The sequence below is a fragment of the Neomoorella stamsii genome, from assembly GCF_002995805.1.
Classification (GTDB): Bacteria; Bacillota; DSM-521; order Neomoorellales; family Neomoorellaceae; genus Neomoorella; species Neomoorella stamsii.
This window is the reverse complement of the sequence record NZ_PVXL01000040.1, coordinates 1-17,378: the sequence shown is the minus strand read 5'-3', so window position 1 is coordinate 17,378 and position 17,378 is coordinate 1. Positions and strand designations below refer to the sequence as shown.

The following is a 17,378-nucleotide window of genomic DNA, read 5'->3' as shown; positions in this document are numbered from 1 at the left end:
GTGAACGCTATATGGGTATATTTGGCCATCGGGCTTTACATTGTAGTTGGCATGGCTGTGGCCTTTGCCGCCCGCCGCGGGCTGGGGCAGGGCGGTCATAGCATGGTTGACTTCTTTCTGGCCAACCGCACCCTTGGCCCCTTTGTCAACGCCCTGACCTACAGCGCCACCACCTACAGTGCCTTTATGATGGTCGGCTTGGCCGGGCTCACCTACCAGGCCGGCGTGGGTGCCATGGGCGTTGAGCTAATCTACCTCTCGGGCTTGATGCTGGCCGTCTTTTTTGGTCCGCGTTTCTGGCTGGCCGCCAAGGAGCGGGGCTATGTGACGCCTGCGGAAATGCTGGGCGACCGCTACGAAAGCCGCGCCGTGGCCGCCATTGCCGCCTTAGCCTCGATTATCTTCCTCATCCCATTCTGCGCCGTGCAGCTCATGGGGATAGCCTATCTAATGCAAGGGTTGAGCAAAGGCGTAATCCCCTTTGCCGCCGGCGTAATTCTAGCCACCCTACTGGCCGTGGCTTGGGTCTGGATCGGGGGCCTGCGTTCTGTGGCCTGGACCGATGCTCTGCAGGCAATGATAATGATGGTTACTGCCCTCTCGATCTCCTTATTTGTGGTCTATGGTGAGATTGGCGGCTTTGGGAAGCTTTTTGCTCGGCTGGGTAGCGAGTATCCTAAGTGGTTGACGGTACCTGGGCCCGGCTACTTTAAGTTCCGGACCTTTCTCGGCCTCGCATTGCCCTGGTTGTTCTACTGCGTCACTATGCCCCACGTAAGTCAACGCCTCTTCGTACCAGCTTCTCTGCGCGGCATGCGCGGCATGGTCGTGGGATTTTGCATATTTGGATTTATCTACACCGTGATCTCAATAACGTGGGGCTTCGCGGCGCGGGTTCTTCTGCCCAACCTGCCAAATGCGGATATGGCCACGCCGACGCTCCTCGGTTCGACTAGCGTGCCGCTGGTGCTGGCGCTGATTGCCATGGTCGGCATAACTTCGGCCGCTGTTTCCACCGTTGATTCCGTCCTGCTTACCGTCTCTTCTTTGTTCGCTCGCGATATCTATGGCAACCTGAAGGCGGGCGCCAGCGAGGCCCGGCAGTTGCAGGTCGGCCATTGGGTCATTCCCATTATGTCTGTAGCAGCCTTGTTGTTTGCCTTCCTGAAGCTTGACCTTATCGCCGTGCTTTCAATAGCTTCCGCGGCTGGTCTCCTGGTAACGATGCCAGCAATTTTCGGGACCTTCTTCTGGAAGCGGGGTACGGCTGCCGGGACTGTGGCCAGCATGGTAGTGGGCGCGGTGCTGGTGATCTGGTTCGAACTTGGCAAGCTGGAGCCCTTGGGCCTTTGGCCCGGCGTGTGGGGCCTAATTGTAGCAGCGGTGTTGTTTGTCGTGGTCAGCGCCGTGACAGAACCGCCCAAGGGCGGGGCGGCTTTTGTGGACGGCGTCAACGCTACTTTGCGGGAAAAGAATGTCTTGTAGCGCTAAAGTGGGCGAAATTTGACAGGTATTAGCGCAGGATACTTGTGGCTCCCCCTCTGGCTGCTGTGGCGGGTGGCCAGAGGGGGCGTGACTTTGTATTACCTTTTAGTTATAGCCCTATTTGCTCAGTATTACTAAATTAAACTATAGGAAGGCAGAGCCTTGCGATTAGCAGCAGCCGCTGGTAGCGAAGATGAATGACCTGTTAATGGAGGTGAAAAATCTTTGCCGACGGTAATTGGGCAACGGGTAGTTCGTTTGGATGCCCGCCAAAAAGTAACAGGCCAGTCAATTTATGCTGGAGATAAATGTTTACCAGGCATGCTATGGTTAAAAGTTGTAAGAAGCAATGTACCCCATGCAATAATAAAACGAATAGATGTTAAAGAGGCTTGCGAGCTACCAGGAGTAGTAGCGGTTTTTACAGCTAAGGATATTCCCGGGATCAACCAAATAGGAATTGTTGTTAAGGATGAATGTGTTTTAGCTTACGATAAAGTACGGCAAATTGGAGACCCTTTGACTTTAATTGTTGCTGAAGATGAAGGGGCTGCCCAAAGGGCGGCTGGGTTAGTAAAGGTAGAATATGAAGAATTGCCTCCGGTATTTGATCCGATAGAAGCCATGCAAGAAGGAGCTCCAAAAATCCATGAAAAAGGGAATATCTTAACTGTTACACGGATAAAAAGGGGAGATATAGATAAAGCCTTAAAAGAGGCAGATGTAGTAGTAAGTAGAACGTATAAAACACCTTTGCTAGAACATTGTTATATCGAGACGGAAGCAGGAGTCGGTTGGCTAGAGGGAGATACAATAGTAGTAATGGTTTCCACCCAAAATCCCCATTATGACCGGAAAGAAATAGCCAGGGTGCTGGGGTTGCCATTGAACAGAGTAAAAGTGATTCAAGCTTATACAGGAGGCGGATTTGGAGGAAAACTAGATGTTTCTGTACAGTGTTATCTAGGCCTTGCCGTCTATAAACTTAAAAGGCCTGTCAAAATGGTATACGACCGGCAGGAGTCTTTTATAGCTACCCCTAAAAGACATCCTTTTATAATGCACTATACTACAGCAGCAGACAGGACAGGAAAGCTTTTGGGAGTACGGGTCCAGATTATTGGGGATACAGGAGCTTATGCTTCGTACGGGCCACCTACTTTAAAGAGAGCTGCAGTCCATGCTACAGGACCCTATGAAGTACCCAATGTAGATATTGAAGCTTATTGTGTATATACCAATAATCCTAGGGCTGGAGCATTTCGGGGATTCGGTGTCCCCCAAATTGCCTTTGCCCATGAATCACAAATGGACATTTTAGCTAGAGAATTAGGGTTAAGCCCTTTAGAGATGCGATTGCGTAATGCCTTTAAAGTTGGTTCAATTACAGCTACAAGACAAGAGTTAAAAGGAAGTGTGGGTATAAGAGAAACCATGCTTAAGGCTTGGGAAAAGGCGAAAGAAGTTATGACAGAAGGGAAGATAGAATCATGGCTAAAAAGCGAGGCATAGGGATGGCCAGCATGTGGTATGGAATAGGTGTCACAGGAATGCCTAATCCCGCCTCAGCTTTTGTTGAACTTTTGGATGATGGGAGCGCTATAGTGTTAACAGGTTGTGCCGATATTGGCCAGGGTTCAAGCACCATATTAGCTCAGATTGCAGCTGAAACTTTAGGGATTAGCTACGAAGATGTAGTGGTAGTGAGCGCAGATACAGGAGTCACCCCTGAAGCGGGGGCTACCTCTGCTTCTCGCCAAACATATATCTCTGGCAATGCTGTTCTTGCTGCCAGTTTAGAGGCTAAACAGAATGTTCTTATGGCGGCGGCAGAGATGCTTGGAAATGTGCCTATATCTGATCTTTTCATAGATAAAGGCAAGATCATTTTAAAAGGAGAAGAAACACATCTTACCTTAAAAGAAGTGGTTGGATATTGCCGAAGCCGAGGAATATTGACTTTAGGTCATGGCTGGTTTAACCCTGCAACTACTGTTATGGATCCCATTACAGGCGAAGGAATCCCTTATGCTACTTACGCCTTTGCTACCCACATTGTAGAGGTAGAAGTAGATACCGAGACAGGTAAAGTGGAAGTTAAGCGCATTGTAGCAGCCCATGATGTGGGTAAAGCTATTAATCCTGCCGCAGTAGAAGGGCAAATAGAGGGTGGGTGTGTGATGGGGATCGGGTATGCTTTGATGGAAGAAGTGAAGCTAAAGGAAGGAGGGATTCTTAATCCTTACTTTGCCGAGTATTTTATTCCTACTGCTATAGACATACCCCAGATTTACACCATAATTGTGGAAGACCCGGAAATTACTGGTCCTTTTGGAGCCAAAGGGATAGGAGAACCTGCTTTAATACCTACAGCACCAGCTATTGCTAATGCGCTGGCTGATGCTTTGGGTATTAGTTTTTACGAGTTGCCTATAACTTTAGAGAGAATAGTAGAAGCTTATCGTTTAAGACTATGATTTAACAAGATTTCAGTAGTAATGAAGAGCCTAGTGAGCATATCTTGACATGTTAGCCAATTTTCTTCCAAAAACCAGTGTCTGGTTTCATTGACATTTAAAATATATTTAGTTATATTGAAAATGATAGAGCAAAGATGTTAGCCGAAAGATAAGCCGTGTCACGGATATACCTACGACCAACTAGAACAGGAAAGGAGTGTGAACTAGGCTAATGAATGAATTTGCCGTACTTAGGCCCAGCTCCCTGCGGGAAGCTCTGAATATGAAGGCGAAGTATGGGAAAAGAGCCAAAGTGCTTGCTGGTGGTACAGACCTTGTGGTTCAGTTGAAGCGTAAGAATATATCTACGTCGGTTTTGATTGACATAAGCAGGCTCGACGAATTGAGGTTCGTAAAGGTAGACGGCCACGTCATTCGCATCGGGACTCTTACGTCTCATTCGAAGATCTGTTCAGACCCGTCCCTGATGAGGAAGGCAGAACCCCTCTGTGAAGCATGTGCCCAGATCGGGTCTCCCCAGATAAGAAACCGTGGTACAATTGGGGGAAACCTTGTTAACGCTTCTCCTGCCGCGGATTCGGCCTTAGCACTTTTGGCACTTGGAGCGGAGTTTGTAATAGAGTCAACGGCAGGGCAACGAATAATTCCGGCGCAGGAATTCTTTTTAGGTCCAGGGGAAACTGCGCTTCGGGAGAATGAGTTGCTGACGGAGATAAAGTTTAAGGCACTTGAACCAACCGAGGGAGGGGCTTTCTTTAAGCTTGGAAGAAGAAATGCGTTAGCGATTTCGATAGCTAGCGCCGCGGCCTGGGTTAAGTTGTCCGCCGATTTCCGCGTAGTGGAGGAGGCTAAGGTTTGTCTGGGAGCGGTCGCTCCGGTGCCGTTAAGGGCAGTAAGGACCGAAGAAATGCTTAAAGGAGTTAAAGTTGACAGCCTGGAGTTAAGGGATATTGAAAAATCGGCTACAGAAGAATCAAGCCCCATAACCGATATACGAAGTTCGGCCCAATACCGCCGTATGGTGGTAGGTGTGCTGGCGAGACGCGCAGTAGAAAGTGCTCTAAGAAGGGCGGCTGGACAAATTGACGCGGGGGTGAGTGGTGGTGTCGTGGGTTGCGATTGAGCTCGAAATAAACGGGGATAAGAAGCAAGTAATCGTGGAGGAAACGGAACTACTGGTTGATGTTCTTCGAGAGAAGCTGGGACTTACCGGTACGAAGAAAGCCTGCGGAGAAGGTGAATGCGGTGCGTGTACTGTCCTACTAGACGGCGAGCCGGTTAACTCGTGCCTTGTCCTTGCGGTCCAGGTGGACGGGAGAAAAATCACCACGATAGAGGGGATTGGCAAGCCTGGTCAGCTGCATCCCATTCAAGAAGCGTTCATAAACGAAGGTGCGATTCAGTGCGGGTACTGTACCCCTGGCATGATCTTGTCGGCTAAGGCTTTACTCGACAACAATCCCGAACCCACAGAAGCCGAAGTGAGGAGAGCCTTGTCAGGTAACCTGTGTAGATGTACTGGCTACCAGAAGATAGTCAAAGCTGTATTGGAGGCCGCAAAAAGGTTGTCGCTCCAGGCCGGTAAAAAGGCGGCTGGGACTGGGTGAGCATGGAAAGAGCATCGGCTGCTGGGTAAACCTAGCTGAATGCTTTAACTGGGAGGAGAGAACTGTGGAAGCATTTGCCGAAAACAAGCTCATGGGCGGATGCTATCGGGACGTTACCAGTGAGAATGGTCTTGGGAGCGTTGGGCACAGCGTTCCTCGGGTAGACGGGATCGCGAAAGCAACAGGCTCAGCAATGTATGTGTATGATATGGCGCTTCCTAACATGCTCTGGGGGAAAATACTTAGGAGTCCGCATCCCCATGCTAGGATAAAGAGCATTGATTACTCTGCCGCCCTCAGAATCCCCGGCGTCCGGGCCGTGTTAACGGCGGACAACTTCAAGCACAGGCTGTACGGAGCTGGCCTTCACGATCAGCCGATTCTTGCCCAGGCAGTCGTCCGGTTCGTTGGTGAAGCCGTTGCTGCCGTGGCGGCTGATACTCCTGAAATTGCCGAAAGAGCCCTGAAGGAGATTGTAGTAGATTACGAACCTCTCCCGGCGGTTTTTGACGTTGAGGAGGCCTTCAGTACCAATCCGCCCGTCGTAATTCATCCTGACCTCCCAAAATACACTCATTCGCCTAATATGACCCCAGGGTTGATTCCGGAAAGGCCGAACGTTTACAAGAGCCACGTCATAATGTCCGGAGATATCGATGAGGGATTCGCCAAGGCGGATCTCGTGGTGGAAAACAGGTACGAGCTGGCCAGAATCCAGCACTGTCAGATGGAACCCCATTGTGCGATCGCCATATGGGATGACGACTTGCTGACGGTGTATGCGTCGACAAATACCCTGTATCCCGTGAAGGGGAAGCTTTGCCAAGCTCTGGGTTTGAGCTGGGGTAAAGTCAGGGTTATTCAGCTTACTGTTGGCGGAGGTTTCGGCGGTAAGCAGGATTTGGTCGCCGCAGGAGTTGCGGCGGGCTTGTCGAAGGTTACCGGAAAACCGGTAAAGGTGGCGTTCACAAGAGCGGAAGTTTTTTACGGTGCGGTAACCAGGCATCCGGCTGTCATTTATCTTCGGGATGGGGTTACCAGGGACGGACAACTTCTGGCGCGTGATATACTGTTCATTCAAAACGGAGGCGCATACTCGAACTACGGATTTCTGACCACGGTCACGGGTTGCTTCGGGGCAGTCGGTTCGTATAGGATTCCCAACTTCAGGATCAGATCTTATGGGGTATATACAAACGAACCCGTGGCCGGAGCTTTTCGTGGCTTTGGTAATCCGCAGGTCCAGTGGGCTATTGAAACCCAGATGGACATTATTGCCGAAAAGTTGGGAATAGACCCGGTTGAATTTCGATTGAAGAACATTCTCAAGGAAGGGGAACGCAATCCTGCTGGTGAGATAGTTCATAGCATCGGTGCCGCAGAGTGTCTCAGGAAGGTGGCCGAGCGGGTTAAGGCATTCGAGGGAAAGTACAAGAATTCTGGTGACGTCGTTTACGGTTGGGGAATAGCGCTCGGGAATAAATACAGTCTGGCCCCTACGGCATCGACGGTGATAGTAAAAATCCACGAGGACGGAGTGGTTGAAGCCAGAGTCGGCGTGGACGAGGTAGGTCAGGGAATGCAGACCGTAATGAGCCAGATCCTGGCAGAGGAGTTCAAGACGGACATTGGTTCTGTGCGCGTCATTTGCGGCGATACAGACATATGTCCATACGATGAGGCATCGATCTCAAGTAGGGCCACTTATATGGCGGGAAATGCGCTTCGGCGGGCGGCTACCGAAGCGAAGAGGCAGCTCTTCGAGCGTGCGTCCCGGGTGCTCGAAATGGATCCGGGTGAGCTCGAGGTGGCCCAGGGCATCGTCTTTTCAAAGGTGGACCCCCTTAAACGTGTAAGGATTTCGGACCTCTTCACGGTGAACCGGCTTGGTTGGGGGCGGTATGTATCTGAACTAGGAGAGATTCTGGGTAAGGCAACTTTCTATCAGGCTACGTCCCCTGTGGACAGAAAAACGGGAACAGGCGAACGGCTTACGTCTTTCTACACTCATGGTGCCCAGGCGGTTCTTGTTTCCGTCGATGTCCGAACTGGAAGAGTCAACATTGAAAGAGTCATAAGCGCCTTCGACTGCGGTCAGCCTATAAATCCCCAGTTATGCGAGGGTCAGATCGAGGGTGGAACCGGCATGGGAATAGGGAGCGCATTGTACGAGAAGATGGTATTCGTGGACGGTAAACAGTTAAACGCGGGTTTCACCGATTACCTGTTACCTACAACAGAAGACGTTCCCACGGGGGATAAAAATGAGGTTTATCTTATACCAGCCCTTCACCGTGACGGTCCGTACGGGGCAAAGGGACTCGGTGAGGGTACGATGGTTGCGACTGCTCCGGCGATTGGCAACGCAATTTATAACGCTATCGGTGTAAGGTGCTTCAACTTACCGATTGAGCCCCATGTGTTGCTTGAAGGACTCGAAGCGCAAAGGAAGGGGAAACACCGTGAGGAAGGCTGAAGTAGCCAGCAGATTGCTCAAGCCTAGACACGAGAAAATATCTTCTGCTGAGGAGGCAGTAAGCCGCATTCCTGACGAGGCGACAATTATGATAGGCGGCTTCGTCCAGTGCGGCGTTCCAGAAACGCTGATCGATGCGCTGGTAGGCCTTGGGCGAAGGGGCCTGGTAATTATTTCCAACAACGTTGGGCTTCCAGGGAAGGGGATTGGCAAGCTGATTCGTGAACGCCGGATCAAAAAGCTTATAGCATCTCATATTGGTCTTAATCCAGAAGTTGAAGCTCAGATGAAGGAGGGGCTCGATGTAGAGCTTGTGCCGCAGGGCACGTTGGCTGAGAGGATTAGAGCCGGAGGAGCGGGTCTAGGTGGGTTCTTGACGCCGACGGGGCTTGGCACGATGGCTCAGGAGGGGAAACAGGTAATTAACGTAGACGGACGTAATTACTTGCTTGAGAAACCGCTACGAGCGGACTTTGCGCTAATCAAGGCACATGTGGCAGACAGAATAGGAAATTTGAGGTACCGCTTGACCGCCCGGAATTTTAACCCTATCATGGCAACCGCCGCTGAATGGGTTATAGCCGAAGTTGACGAGCTACTGGAGGATAGATATCTTTCTCCGGATGACGTGATGACACCGGGAATATTTATTGATTCTCTGGTTATCGCGGAAAAGAGGATGGTGTAACGGTATGGGGAATCATTTGAAAGTTGCCGGCAGTGAGCGTTCAAGACAAGAGGCGCGTGGGCGGATAGCACGCAGAGTGGCGCTGGAACTTAAAGATGGAGATGTAGTGAATCTCGGGATAGGGATTCCGACTCTGGTTGCTGAGTATGTCAACCAAGATATTACGGTGTATTTTGAATCGGAAAACGGTATCGTTGGAATCGGATCGGCCCCACCACCTGGCAAGGAGGATCCCGACCTTGTGAATGCAAGTGGTCAGCCGATCACGATACTCGAGGGCGGGGCTTGTTTCGACAGCGCTACTTCGTTTGGCCTCATACGCGGCGGGCATCTGGATGTCGTAGTGCTTGGTGGACTGCAAGTAGACGAAGAGGGAAACTTGGCCAACTGGATTATTCCGGGAAAGCTTGTTCCTGGAATGGGGGGCGCGATGGATCTTGCAGTAGGGGCCAAAAGGGTAATCATCGCAATGGAGCATGTGGGACCAGACGGTAGACCGAAGATCGTTAAACGATGTGACCTTCCGCTTACGGCTGCGCGAGTAGTCAACCTCATAGTGACGGATCTTGCGGTCATAGAGGTTACGGTGCAGGGACTGGAGTTGCGAGAGTTATGGGAGGGGACGAGTGTTGAGGAGGTGGTTGCTAAAACTGGAGCGGATCTTCGCATACCCGAGCGGATAGAGAGGTTTCAGTAATTATTCCATCCTGAAAAACTCAATAGGTTTTGCTTGAAATGATGCGTGTCCTTCCTCCGCAGGATGGCCTAAATATAGTAGAATACCCGTTGGGAAGAATAGCACTATGTTAAGGTAGCAAATGAGAGGTACATGCAGAAAGACAGGTGGAGGAAATGTTCTGCCACCACGTTGTTGAAGCCAGTATCTCATATCCCACCGATGCCGGAACTGCAGCTTGAAACTTTTTCAAGGCAAACTAGGTTAGATACGTTAAGCAGCGACATTGCCCAATCTGTTAAATCTGGTTATAATGTGGTTATAATGCGACTAAAATAGGGGGCATTAAAAGGTGGGAGTTAACAACGGAGCCAACGAAACAGAGTTCGCTCGGTCTGAGGCGGAAACCCTAAGGCGCTTGGGAGAAAATATAAGAAGTTTGCGCCAAGAAAGGGAAATGACTTTAGCAAGAATTTCCGACCTTACGGGACTCAGTGTCTCAATGCTAAGTATGGTTGAGAGGGGGGAAGCAAATCCCTCGATAGGGACCTTGGTTGCTATAGCTAACGCGCTCGGGGTGAGTCTATCAGACCTGTTTGACGATGGTGGAGAACGAACTTCGAAGGTTATAATACGGAGAGCGGAACAGACGGTTTTCCAGACCAAAAGTGGTGTAGTAAGGAGAATTTTGCTTCACGACCTCGAGCAGAACGTAGAGGTTGCCGAGAATATCTATGAGCCTGGCACAAGCAGTTCAGACGTGCCGACGAGACACCGGGGGAGGGAATATGGCGTAATTATTGAAGGGCAGCTGAGGATCTGGGTAGGAGATAGCGCTTTTGACGCATTTGAGGGAGATGCTGTCAGTATTGATTCGGGGAAGCCTCACCGGTTTGAAAATATTGGAGATTCCAGGACAAGAACGCTGTGGATTAACATTTATCGGTGAACACTACATGGTTGAGAACAGGAGGAGTAACAGTGATCAAGGTTCTTCACGTTAATCGGGATTACGTTACTATACCAATAGTGGATGGCGGAGAAGCAAAGGCGATCGTTTGGCCAGGTATGGGGGCTAAAAATTGTGCTCTTCACTATGTTGTGATGAAACCTGGCCAAGAAAATATTCCTCACGTTCACAGGGAATCCGAGGACATCATTTTTGTGGTGCAAGGGAGGGGCGTGGTAGTTGACTTAGACAACGGTAAAGAATACGAGTTTGAACCAGGTTCGGTCATATATATTCCGCCGGGGATTCGTCATACTGTAAAGTGCTTTGGCCCCGACGATTATATAGTGGTCGGAGCGCAGAGCCCCTTTGATATGGATTTATACAGACGGGCTGGCCTTGTTAAAGACGAATGATGGAGGGGGAACATGTGCGTAAAGTAATTGTGACCGCAGCACTTACGGGAAACATGGTTGTTCCCACTCAAACGGAGTACCTTCCATACAAACCTGACCATATCGCAGAGGAAGCTCGACGTTGTTGGGAAGCCGGTGCGGCGATAATACACATTCATCCCAGGGATCCAGAAAATGGGCGGCCTGTCCCTAGTATCGAGCTTTTTGGAGAGCTACTTACAAAGATTAAGGCAAAGTGCGATGCGGTTGTGTGCCCTTCTACCGGGGGCGGACCTGGAATGTCGGTAGAACATCGGGTAGCCGTTGTGCGCCGGTATCGTCCAGAGATTGCTTCCTTTAATACGGGATCTATGAACTTTGGAATGTTTAACATAGTGAAGCGATACTCAGAATTCAAGTTTAGTTGGGAAAGGGACTATCTGGAGTCGACGAGAGACTTCGTATTCAAGAACACATTCAGCGATTTGCAGTATATGGGTAGCGTTTTTAGGGAAACTGGAACAAAACCTGAACTTGAGATATATGACGTAGGACACCTGTACAATGTGGCTTTTATGGTTTCAGAGGGATGGATTGAGCTGCCAATTCATATACAGTTTGTTTTAGGTGTGCTCGGAGGCATAGGTGCTTCTATCGAAAACCTTCTCCATCTTAAATCTGTTGCTACCCGTTTATTTCAAGATCGGTTTACCTGGTCTGTCACCGGCATCGGATATCCGGCGGAGTTTGTAATGGCTACTCACGGCATGCTGGTGGGAGGCCACGTAAGGGTTGGACTTGAGGATAACATCAAGCTGAGCCCGGGTATCCTCGCGAAGAGTAATGCCGAGCTCGTTGAGAAGGTGGTGAAAATAGCAAGGAACTTAGATTTTGACATAGCGACTCCAGATGAAGCTCGAGATATCCTTGGATTGAAAGGAATGGACAAAGTTGGCTATTAGCCCAAAATTGGAAGAAAAAATCTGATTGGGAGGAAAGAGCATGAAAAGATTTGTCGACTTAACCCAGCCATGGAGCATAAAGACCCCCCCTTTTCCGACCTATCCTGCTCCTATTGTTCAGTATATTAAACGGCTGTCGACCAACAGGGTCGTTGCTCAGCGCGTTGAGACGACTATGCATGTCGGCACGCATCTGGATGGGCCATTACACTTTGTGGACAGTGGAAGAGACATCGCTAGCATTCCTCTTGAGCGACTTATAGGCCCAGGTGTTGTTGTGGACATAAGTGACGAAGTTGGTCCATATGAAATATACAGGCCGGAGAATATTACGAAGAAGGTCGAAGTCAAAAAGGGAGACGTGCTGATAATTCATACGGGCTTTCATCATTACTCCTGCGAGAGTAAAGATTTCGACGAGGACGCGTACTTTTGCAAACATCCGGGCCCGACAAGGGAATTCGCAGAGTGGGCTCTTGCGATGGAACTTAGATGGATAGGGGTTGACTGTGGTTCCGCAGACCATCCTATGAACACGGTGGTAAGGAGCCTTAGGCCAGATCATGCCGCAAGAGTCGAAAAAGTAATTGGACGGCCACTTGACGACGCGTTTCCTCCAGAGGATTATCAAGTGATGCACTTCCACCTGTTCCCTCACGAACTGATACATGTCGAGAATATCGGTGGAGATATCGATGAGCTTCTTAATCAGAGAATTAACCTCATTGGGGTCTTTCCGTGGAAGTTCGTGGGGGGCGAAGCATCTATTTGCAGGGTTGTGGCCTTTCTGGATATTTGAAGCTTGATATTGTTCTCTAGGCAACAGCGCGGATCAAACCCTCAGGAGGATTTAGCGGCTGTAGTATTTGGGCTTATGACCCATTTTCCGCACCCTATAATGTTGCAAGTAAGCATTTTTGAGAGGCATCAAAGAATGGATATTTTCTGAAGGAATATTCGATATCCCTAGATACAAGCGGCTTTCGTCTGTTCCGTGCAGGACCCTCGACGGTTATCGCCGGGCTTTGTGAGGTGTTGAAGATTCCGGAGATTGTTGACTCCATGGTGGACTGGGACCTAGCCAGTGCTGCCTCTCTGCGGGCACATGCGTAAAGGCGTTTTCGTCAACTTCCTGGTTGACCGGTGGGCCCTCTGCCACATAGCCGGGTATTATAAAGGCCACGAGGGGGAGGTGTTGTTTTGGAAGCGAGCAGCGTGTTAGACCGGAAGACTTAAACGATGATGGCCTGGGCCGGTAAGCTTTTCGGCAGCACCTGATGAAGCTGTTCTTCACTATTTGTTTTGACTACTGCCGTCACCCACGAGGTGCCAATTGAGAGGCTGCAAGTGGACACCATAAAGGAGCTGAAAGAAGGAGGTGAAACCCATAATGACTGATGTAGTCATCGTTAGCGCCGTACGTACAGCCATAGGCAGCTTTGGAGGCACCTTGAAGGATATTCCGGCAGCCGAGCTAGGAGCCATCGTGGTAAGAGAAGCCTTGCGCCGGGCAGACATAGAGCCGGGGCAAGTGGATGAAGTGATCCTGGGTAACGTGTTGCAGGCCGGCCAAGGGCAGAACCCGGCCCGTCAGGCAGCCATAAAAGCTGGGCTCCCGGTGGAAGTCCCGGCCATGACAATAAACATGGTCTGCGGTTCGGGCCTACGGGCTGTCAACCTGGCTGCCAGCCTTATCGCCGCTGGCGAGGCAGATATAATCGTGGCCGGCGGGATGGAGAACATGTCCCAGGCACCTTATGCTCTGCCCGGGGCCCGCTGGGGCATGAGGATGGGACATGGCCAGGTAGTGGATCTCATGCTCAAGGACGGCCTGTGGGAAGTCTTTAACGATTACCACATGGGCATTACCGCCGAAAATCTGGCCCAGCGGTATAACATTCCCAGGGAAGAGCAGGATCTTTTTGCCCTGGAGAGCCAGAGGAGGGCGGAAAAGGCTATAAAAGAAGGCCGTTTCCGGGAAGAGATCGTCCCTTTAATAGTTCCCCAGATAAAGGGGGAACCTATAACCTTTGTCCAGGATGAACATCCCCGCTTCGGCACCACTCTAGAGGCTTTGGCTAAACTCCGGCCGGCCTTCAAAAAGGATGGCACTGTCTCCGCAGGCAATGCCTCGGGAATAAATGACGGGGCGGCAGCTCTGGTTTTAACTTCCGCCTGGAAGGCCGAAAGCCTGGGCCTTAAGCCATTGGCTGTACTCCGTAGCTGGGCTGCAACCGGAGTAGAGCCAAGCATCATGGGGATCGGTCCGGTAGAAGCTTCTCGCAAAGCCTTAAAGCAGGCGGGGCTAACCGTGGCTGATTTGGATCTGATTGAGGCCAATGAAGCCTTTGCCGCTCAATGCCTGGCCGTGGCCAAAGAGCTGGAACTGGATTTAAGCAAGACCAACGTGAACGGCGGGGCCATAGCCCTGGGTCATCCTATAGGTGCCAGCGGCGCGCGCATTATGGTAACTCTCCTTTACGAAATGGAGAAGCAGGGCGGCCTCTATGGACTAGCGACTTTATGCGTGGGTGGCGGCATGGGAGTGGCCACTGTAGTGGAGCGGGCAGGATAGAAATGCCCTGCTTTGTTTCCTGGCCTTTTTGATGATAATTTTGACGTCTGTAAAGAATAGGCTGTAAGTTGTCGAGCAGGTAGTTAGGGTACTGAAAAAACCATAACTTTGAGGAGGAGGAGGTATTCTCTATGATAATTGACAAGCTGGAGCAGTCCCTGCGCCCACCTGAGACGCCCATGGTTCCCTACCCGCCCAAATACATCACCCTGGCTTCCGGCGAGAAAATGGTCGTACACCAGATCAGCCGGGAAGACGTGCCGCGGGTTCTAGAAGCCGTCAAGCCCATGATTGCCGTGGAAAAGGACTTTTACGACATCGTCGCCGCCCGCCTGTATGCCGAACTCCTTGGCTATTACCGCTACCGGGTCAAGGATGAATATTGCCTGGTCGGTACCATCAATGGGGTTATTGCCGGCATTGTCAATGGTCGCATGCTTAATGAGAAGGTTGGCATGTCCTATCACACCATAACTTTGAAACGGGGCCTGCGCATCGGCGCCCAGCTCTTTGCAGCCAAGATGGAGTACCACCTGGATTATCTGGGCCAGGAAGAAGTCTGGATTGTGGCGGAGAGCCCCATAGGTTTCCGGCGCTGGATGATTGAGTACGAGCTGGAACCGCGGCCGGAACAATGGCATGAACTCGGCGGTGTGCCCACCTATGTCCTGACCAGGGCCCTGTGGGAAAAGCACAAGGCTGCCAAGTGCACCGGCCGCCGCCCGGTCCCCGAAGAGATGCTGGCTACAGCTAAAAAGCTGATTGTTCCTTCAATGTAAACTTTTGTAAATTTAATGAAGGAGGTCAGTAGGCAGTGCGTAAAGTCGGTATCGTTGGCGTTGGCCATACAAAATTTGGCCGCGCCAACGGCTCTTTTCTCGAAATGTTCAGCTCTGCTGCTGTCGAAGCCCTGGATGAAGCCGGAATTAAGACTGGACCCGGCCATGGCGTGGACCAGGTCCTGGTGGCCACCATGGGCGCCGGCATGCTCAACCGCCAGAGCGGGGTGGCTTCAGCCCTGGTGGATACTTTGAATTTGCGCCCGGCCATGGCGGAAACGGTGGAAAACGGCCCGGCCTCAGGCGCCTCGGCGGTAAAGCTGGCTTTTATGGCCATTGCCAGCGGCATGTGCGATGTGGCCCTTGTTGTGGGCGGGGAAATGATGCGGGTGGTCACCGGCTGGGAGGCTACCGATTTTGTGGCCACCATGCTACACCCCGAAGCAGAGTATAGGTATGGCCTAACCCTGCCGGCCTTTGCCGGGATGTTTACCCGCCTCTATATGGATAAATACGGCGTCACGGCCAAAGACCTGGCCATGGTAGCCGTCAAAAACCACGAGCACGCCATGCACAACCCGGTGGCCCACATCCAGCTGGTACCCGATTTATACGCCATTACCGAAGACGAAGACGCCGGTGTCATTAACCCCTACGTTGCCGAGCCCCTCAGACTCTATGACGTCTGCCCGGTGTCCGACGGGGCGGCGGCCCTGGTCCTCTGTGCCCTGGATGTAGCTGACCGTTTTGCCAAAAAGCCGGTCCGCATCGCCGGCATCGGCCAAGCTACGGACACCCATGTGATTGCTGAACGGGAGGTACCAACGGACTTACTAGCCGTGCGACGGGCGGCCGAAAAAGCCTACCGGATGGCCGGGTTAAAGCCGGAAGATATCGACGTGGCGGAGCTGCATGACGCCTTCAGTATTCTGGAGATCGCTATCTCGGAGGAAGTTGGCTTCTTCCCCAAGGGTGAGGGACACCTGGCCGTCCGGCGGGGAGATACCAAAGTCGGGGGCAGGATCCCCATCAATACCTCCGGTGGCCTGAAGGCCAAGGGCCATCCTGTGGGCGCTACCGGTATATCCCAGATTGTCGAACTGGTTCGCCAGCTGCGGGGAGAAGCCGGCGGCCGCCAGGTAGCAAGCGCTAAAAACGGGCTGGCCGTGAACTTTGGTGGCTTTGGCAATAACGTCGTAGCTACCATCTTGAGCAGGGAGGAGGAGTAGGCCATGGAAGCGAAGATGTATGCCTATAAGTGTACCAGCTGCGGTAAGCTCCATCATCCGGCCTATTTCGTCTGCCGCCAGTGCGGTCAGCGCCAGTTTGAAGCGATACCGTTAGAAGGTGAAGCCACCCTTTTAACTTATACCCGGGTGTATAACCTCCCCGAGGGTTATATGAAGCCCTGGCTGGCCTTCGGCATTGTCGAGTTTGACAATGGCCTCCGCGTTGCCGGCCAGATTGATTGTGAAGATCTGGCCGTGGGTATGAGGCTGAAAGCCACTGTGGGTGTAGTAAAAGAGGGGGTAGGGCAGGATTACTACGGGTTTATTTTCAAGAAAGCCGAATAAGTTCCTTTAAAGGTTAGAAACTAAAACAACCGGGTAAATATCAGGTTTTCCCGGTTGTTTATTTTTAACCTGGTAGACCAGATGAAACGGCTAGCACCAGAGAGAAAACATGTTATAATAATGCCAGGCTTGTGCACAGGAGAACACCAGGCTGACGGCCAGTAGGGGGGAGCCCATTTGACAGGATACCGGGGTGGCGGTAGTCTTTGTGGAAGTGGGACAGGAAGTACATGTGACGGGTGGCAAACTGTATGAAACCGTCAATGCTGGCGTGCGGCAGGACTATGCGGAAGGCTACCTCCGTAAGTCGGTAGTTGGCGATCCTTTACTGCGTAAAAATACCGGCGACAATCGTCTGGAAGTAGAAAAATTCCTGGTGATTGTGGGTCTTGACTATGGTTTGCCGAAATATTGCCAGTATTACTTATTTCTATGGCTTTTACCTTTTACCAACACGAAATAGCGAAGAACCTTAACTGCCCCGCCAGCGGTTCTACTGTGATTGTCCCAAAGGATACCTCAAAGGTCAAACACTTTTTACGAAAAAAATAAATGATCAACTGGAATTTTAACCATGGGTCATATCATAAAAGGAGGTAGGGCAGATGCTCCAGAAAGTCCGGGTCGAAGATAGCGTGGGCACGGTCCTGGCCCACGACCTGACCAAAATCGTTCCTGGCGAGTTCAAGGGAAGGCGATTTAAGAAAGGACATATTATTCAGCCGGAAGATA

17 protein-coding genes and 1 pseudogene are annotated in these 17,378 nt (G+C 51.2%); all 18 read left to right on the top strand.

The genetic code is table 11. The features are described 5' to 3' along the window. Nucleotides 1-1,485, top strand: coding sequence for a sodium:solute symporter family protein (locus MOST_RS06405; protein ID WP_054938054.1), 1,485 nt, complete (start codon nt 1-3; stop codon nt 1,483-1,485). Nucleotides 1,486-1,710: 225 nt separating this feature from the next. Further along, on the top strand, nt 1,711-2,997 hold the full coding sequence (locus MOST_RS18205) for a xanthine dehydrogenase family protein molybdopterin-binding subunit (RefSeq protein WP_054938053.1): 1,287 nt from the start codon (nt 1,711-1,713) through the stop codon (nt 2,995-2,997). After that, nucleotides 2,976-3,962, top strand: a complete 987-nt coding sequence (locus tag MOST_RS18200) for a xanthine dehydrogenase family protein molybdopterin-binding subunit (protein WP_054938052.1) — start codon at nt 2,976-2,978, stop codon at nt 3,960-3,962. Before MOST_RS18205 ends, MOST_RS18200 begins: the two co-directional genes overlap by 22 nt. A gap of 214 nt (nt 3,963-4,176) precedes the next feature. Beyond that, a complete protein-coding gene (locus MOST_RS06390) occupies nt 4,177-5,088 on the top strand; it encodes an FAD binding domain-containing protein (protein ID WP_054938051.1) in 912 nt (303 codons plus the stop codon). Continuing rightward, nucleotides 5,069-5,572 (top strand): (2Fe-2S)-binding protein, encoded by a 504-nt coding sequence (locus MOST_RS06385; protein WP_054938050.1) that lies wholly within the window; start codon nt 5,069-5,071, stop codon nt 5,570-5,572. Before MOST_RS06390 ends, MOST_RS06385 begins: the two co-directional genes overlap by 20 nt. A 64-nt stretch (nt 5,573-5,636) precedes the next feature. Then, nucleotides 5,637-8,048, top strand: coding sequence for a xanthine dehydrogenase family protein molybdopterin-binding subunit (locus tag MOST_RS06380; protein ID WP_054938049.1), 2,412 nt, complete (start codon nt 5,637-5,639; stop codon nt 8,046-8,048). Further along, nucleotides 8,035-8,736, top strand: coding sequence for a CoA transferase subunit A (locus MOST_RS06375; RefSeq protein WP_244267249.1), 702 nt, complete (start codon nt 8,035-8,037; stop codon nt 8,734-8,736). Before MOST_RS06380 ends, MOST_RS06375 begins: the two co-directional genes overlap by 14 nt. A 4-nt stretch (nt 8,737-8,740) precedes the next feature. Beyond that, the gene (locus MOST_RS06370) at nt 8,741-9,433 is read left to right on the top strand and encodes a 3-oxoacid CoA-transferase subunit B (protein ID WP_054938048.1); all 693 of its coding nucleotides are present in this window, start codon (nt 8,741-8,743) and stop codon (nt 9,431-9,433) included. Nucleotides 9,434-9,764: 331 nt separating this feature from the next. After that, complete coding sequence (locus MOST_RS06365; RefSeq protein ID WP_054938047.1) at nt 9,765-10,361, top strand: cupin domain-containing protein; 597 nt, start codon at nt 9,765-9,767, stop codon at nt 10,359-10,361. Between the two features lie 32 nt (nt 10,362-10,393). Next, nucleotides 10,394-10,777 carry a cupin domain-containing protein gene (locus MOST_RS06360; RefSeq protein WP_054938046.1) on the top strand — a complete coding sequence of 128 codons (384 nt, stop codon included), beginning with the start codon at nt 10,394-10,396 and terminating at the stop codon, nt 10,775-10,777. Between the two features lie 14 nt (nt 10,778-10,791). After that, entirely contained in the window at nt 10,792-11,718 is a 927-nt protein-coding gene (locus MOST_RS06355; protein ID WP_054938045.1) for a beta-keto acid cleavage family enzyme, read from the top strand. Nucleotides 11,719-11,758: 40 nt separating this feature from the next. Further along, nucleotides 11,759-12,517 (top strand): cyclase family protein, encoded by a 759-nt coding sequence (locus tag MOST_RS06350; RefSeq protein WP_054938044.1) that lies wholly within the window; start codon nt 11,759-11,761, stop codon nt 12,515-12,517. Between the two features lie 591 nt (nt 12,518-13,108). Beyond that, nucleotides 13,109-14,293, top strand: a complete 1,185-nt coding sequence (locus tag MOST_RS06345) for an acetyl-CoA C-acetyltransferase (protein WP_054938043.1) — start codon at nt 13,109-13,111, stop codon at nt 14,291-14,293. A gap of 131 nt (nt 14,294-14,424) precedes the next feature. Next, nucleotides 14,425-15,072 (top strand): hypothetical protein, encoded by a 648-nt coding sequence (locus MOST_RS06340; protein WP_083476819.1) that lies wholly within the window; start codon nt 14,425-14,427, stop codon nt 15,070-15,072. Nucleotides 15,073-15,107: 35 nt separating this feature from the next. Next, a complete protein-coding gene (locus MOST_RS06335) occupies nt 15,108-16,301 on the top strand; it encodes a thiolase C-terminal domain-containing protein (RefSeq protein ID WP_054938042.1) in 1,194 nt (397 codons plus the stop codon). A gap of 3 nt (nt 16,302-16,304) precedes the next feature. Then, nucleotides 16,305-16,646, top strand: coding sequence for a Zn-ribbon domain-containing OB-fold protein (locus MOST_RS06330; protein WP_054938041.1), 342 nt, complete (start codon nt 16,305-16,307; stop codon nt 16,644-16,646). A 136-nt stretch (nt 16,647-16,782) separates the two neighbouring features. Then, nucleotides 16,783-17,034, top strand: a pseudogene (locus MOST_RS18195) (fumarate hydratase); the annotation flags it as partial. Between the two features lie 217 nt (nt 17,035-17,251). Next, nucleotides 17,252-17,378: DUF8806 domain-containing protein (locus MOST_RS18485; protein WP_489676595.1), on the top strand; the 127-nt coding region annotated here is incomplete at its 3' end.

Coding starts and splice junctions, on each gene's coding strand:
- MOST_RS18200 (WP_054938052.1), top strand. CDS start 2,976: ATGGCTAAAAAGCGAGGCATAGGGATGGCCAGCATGTGGTATGGAATA.
- MOST_RS06390 (WP_054938051.1), top strand. CDS start 4,177: ATGAATGAATTTGCCGTACTTAGGCCCAGCTCCCTGCGGGAAGCTCTG.
- MOST_RS06370 (WP_054938048.1), top strand. CDS start 8,741: ATGGGGAATCATTTGAAAGTTGCCGGCAGTGAGCGTTCAAGACAAGAG.
- MOST_RS06350 (WP_054938044.1), top strand. CDS start 11,759: ATGAAAAGATTTGTCGACTTAACCCAGCCATGGAGCATAAAGACCCCC.
- MOST_RS06345 (WP_054938043.1), top strand. CDS start 13,109: ATGACTGATGTAGTCATCGTTAGCGCCGTACGTACAGCCATAGGCAGC.
- MOST_RS06340 (WP_083476819.1), top strand. CDS start 14,425: ATGATAATTGACAAGCTGGAGCAGTCCCTGCGCCCACCTGAGACGCCC.
- MOST_RS06330 (WP_054938041.1), top strand. CDS start 16,305: ATGGAAGCGAAGATGTATGCCTATAAGTGTACCAGCTGCGGTAAGCTC.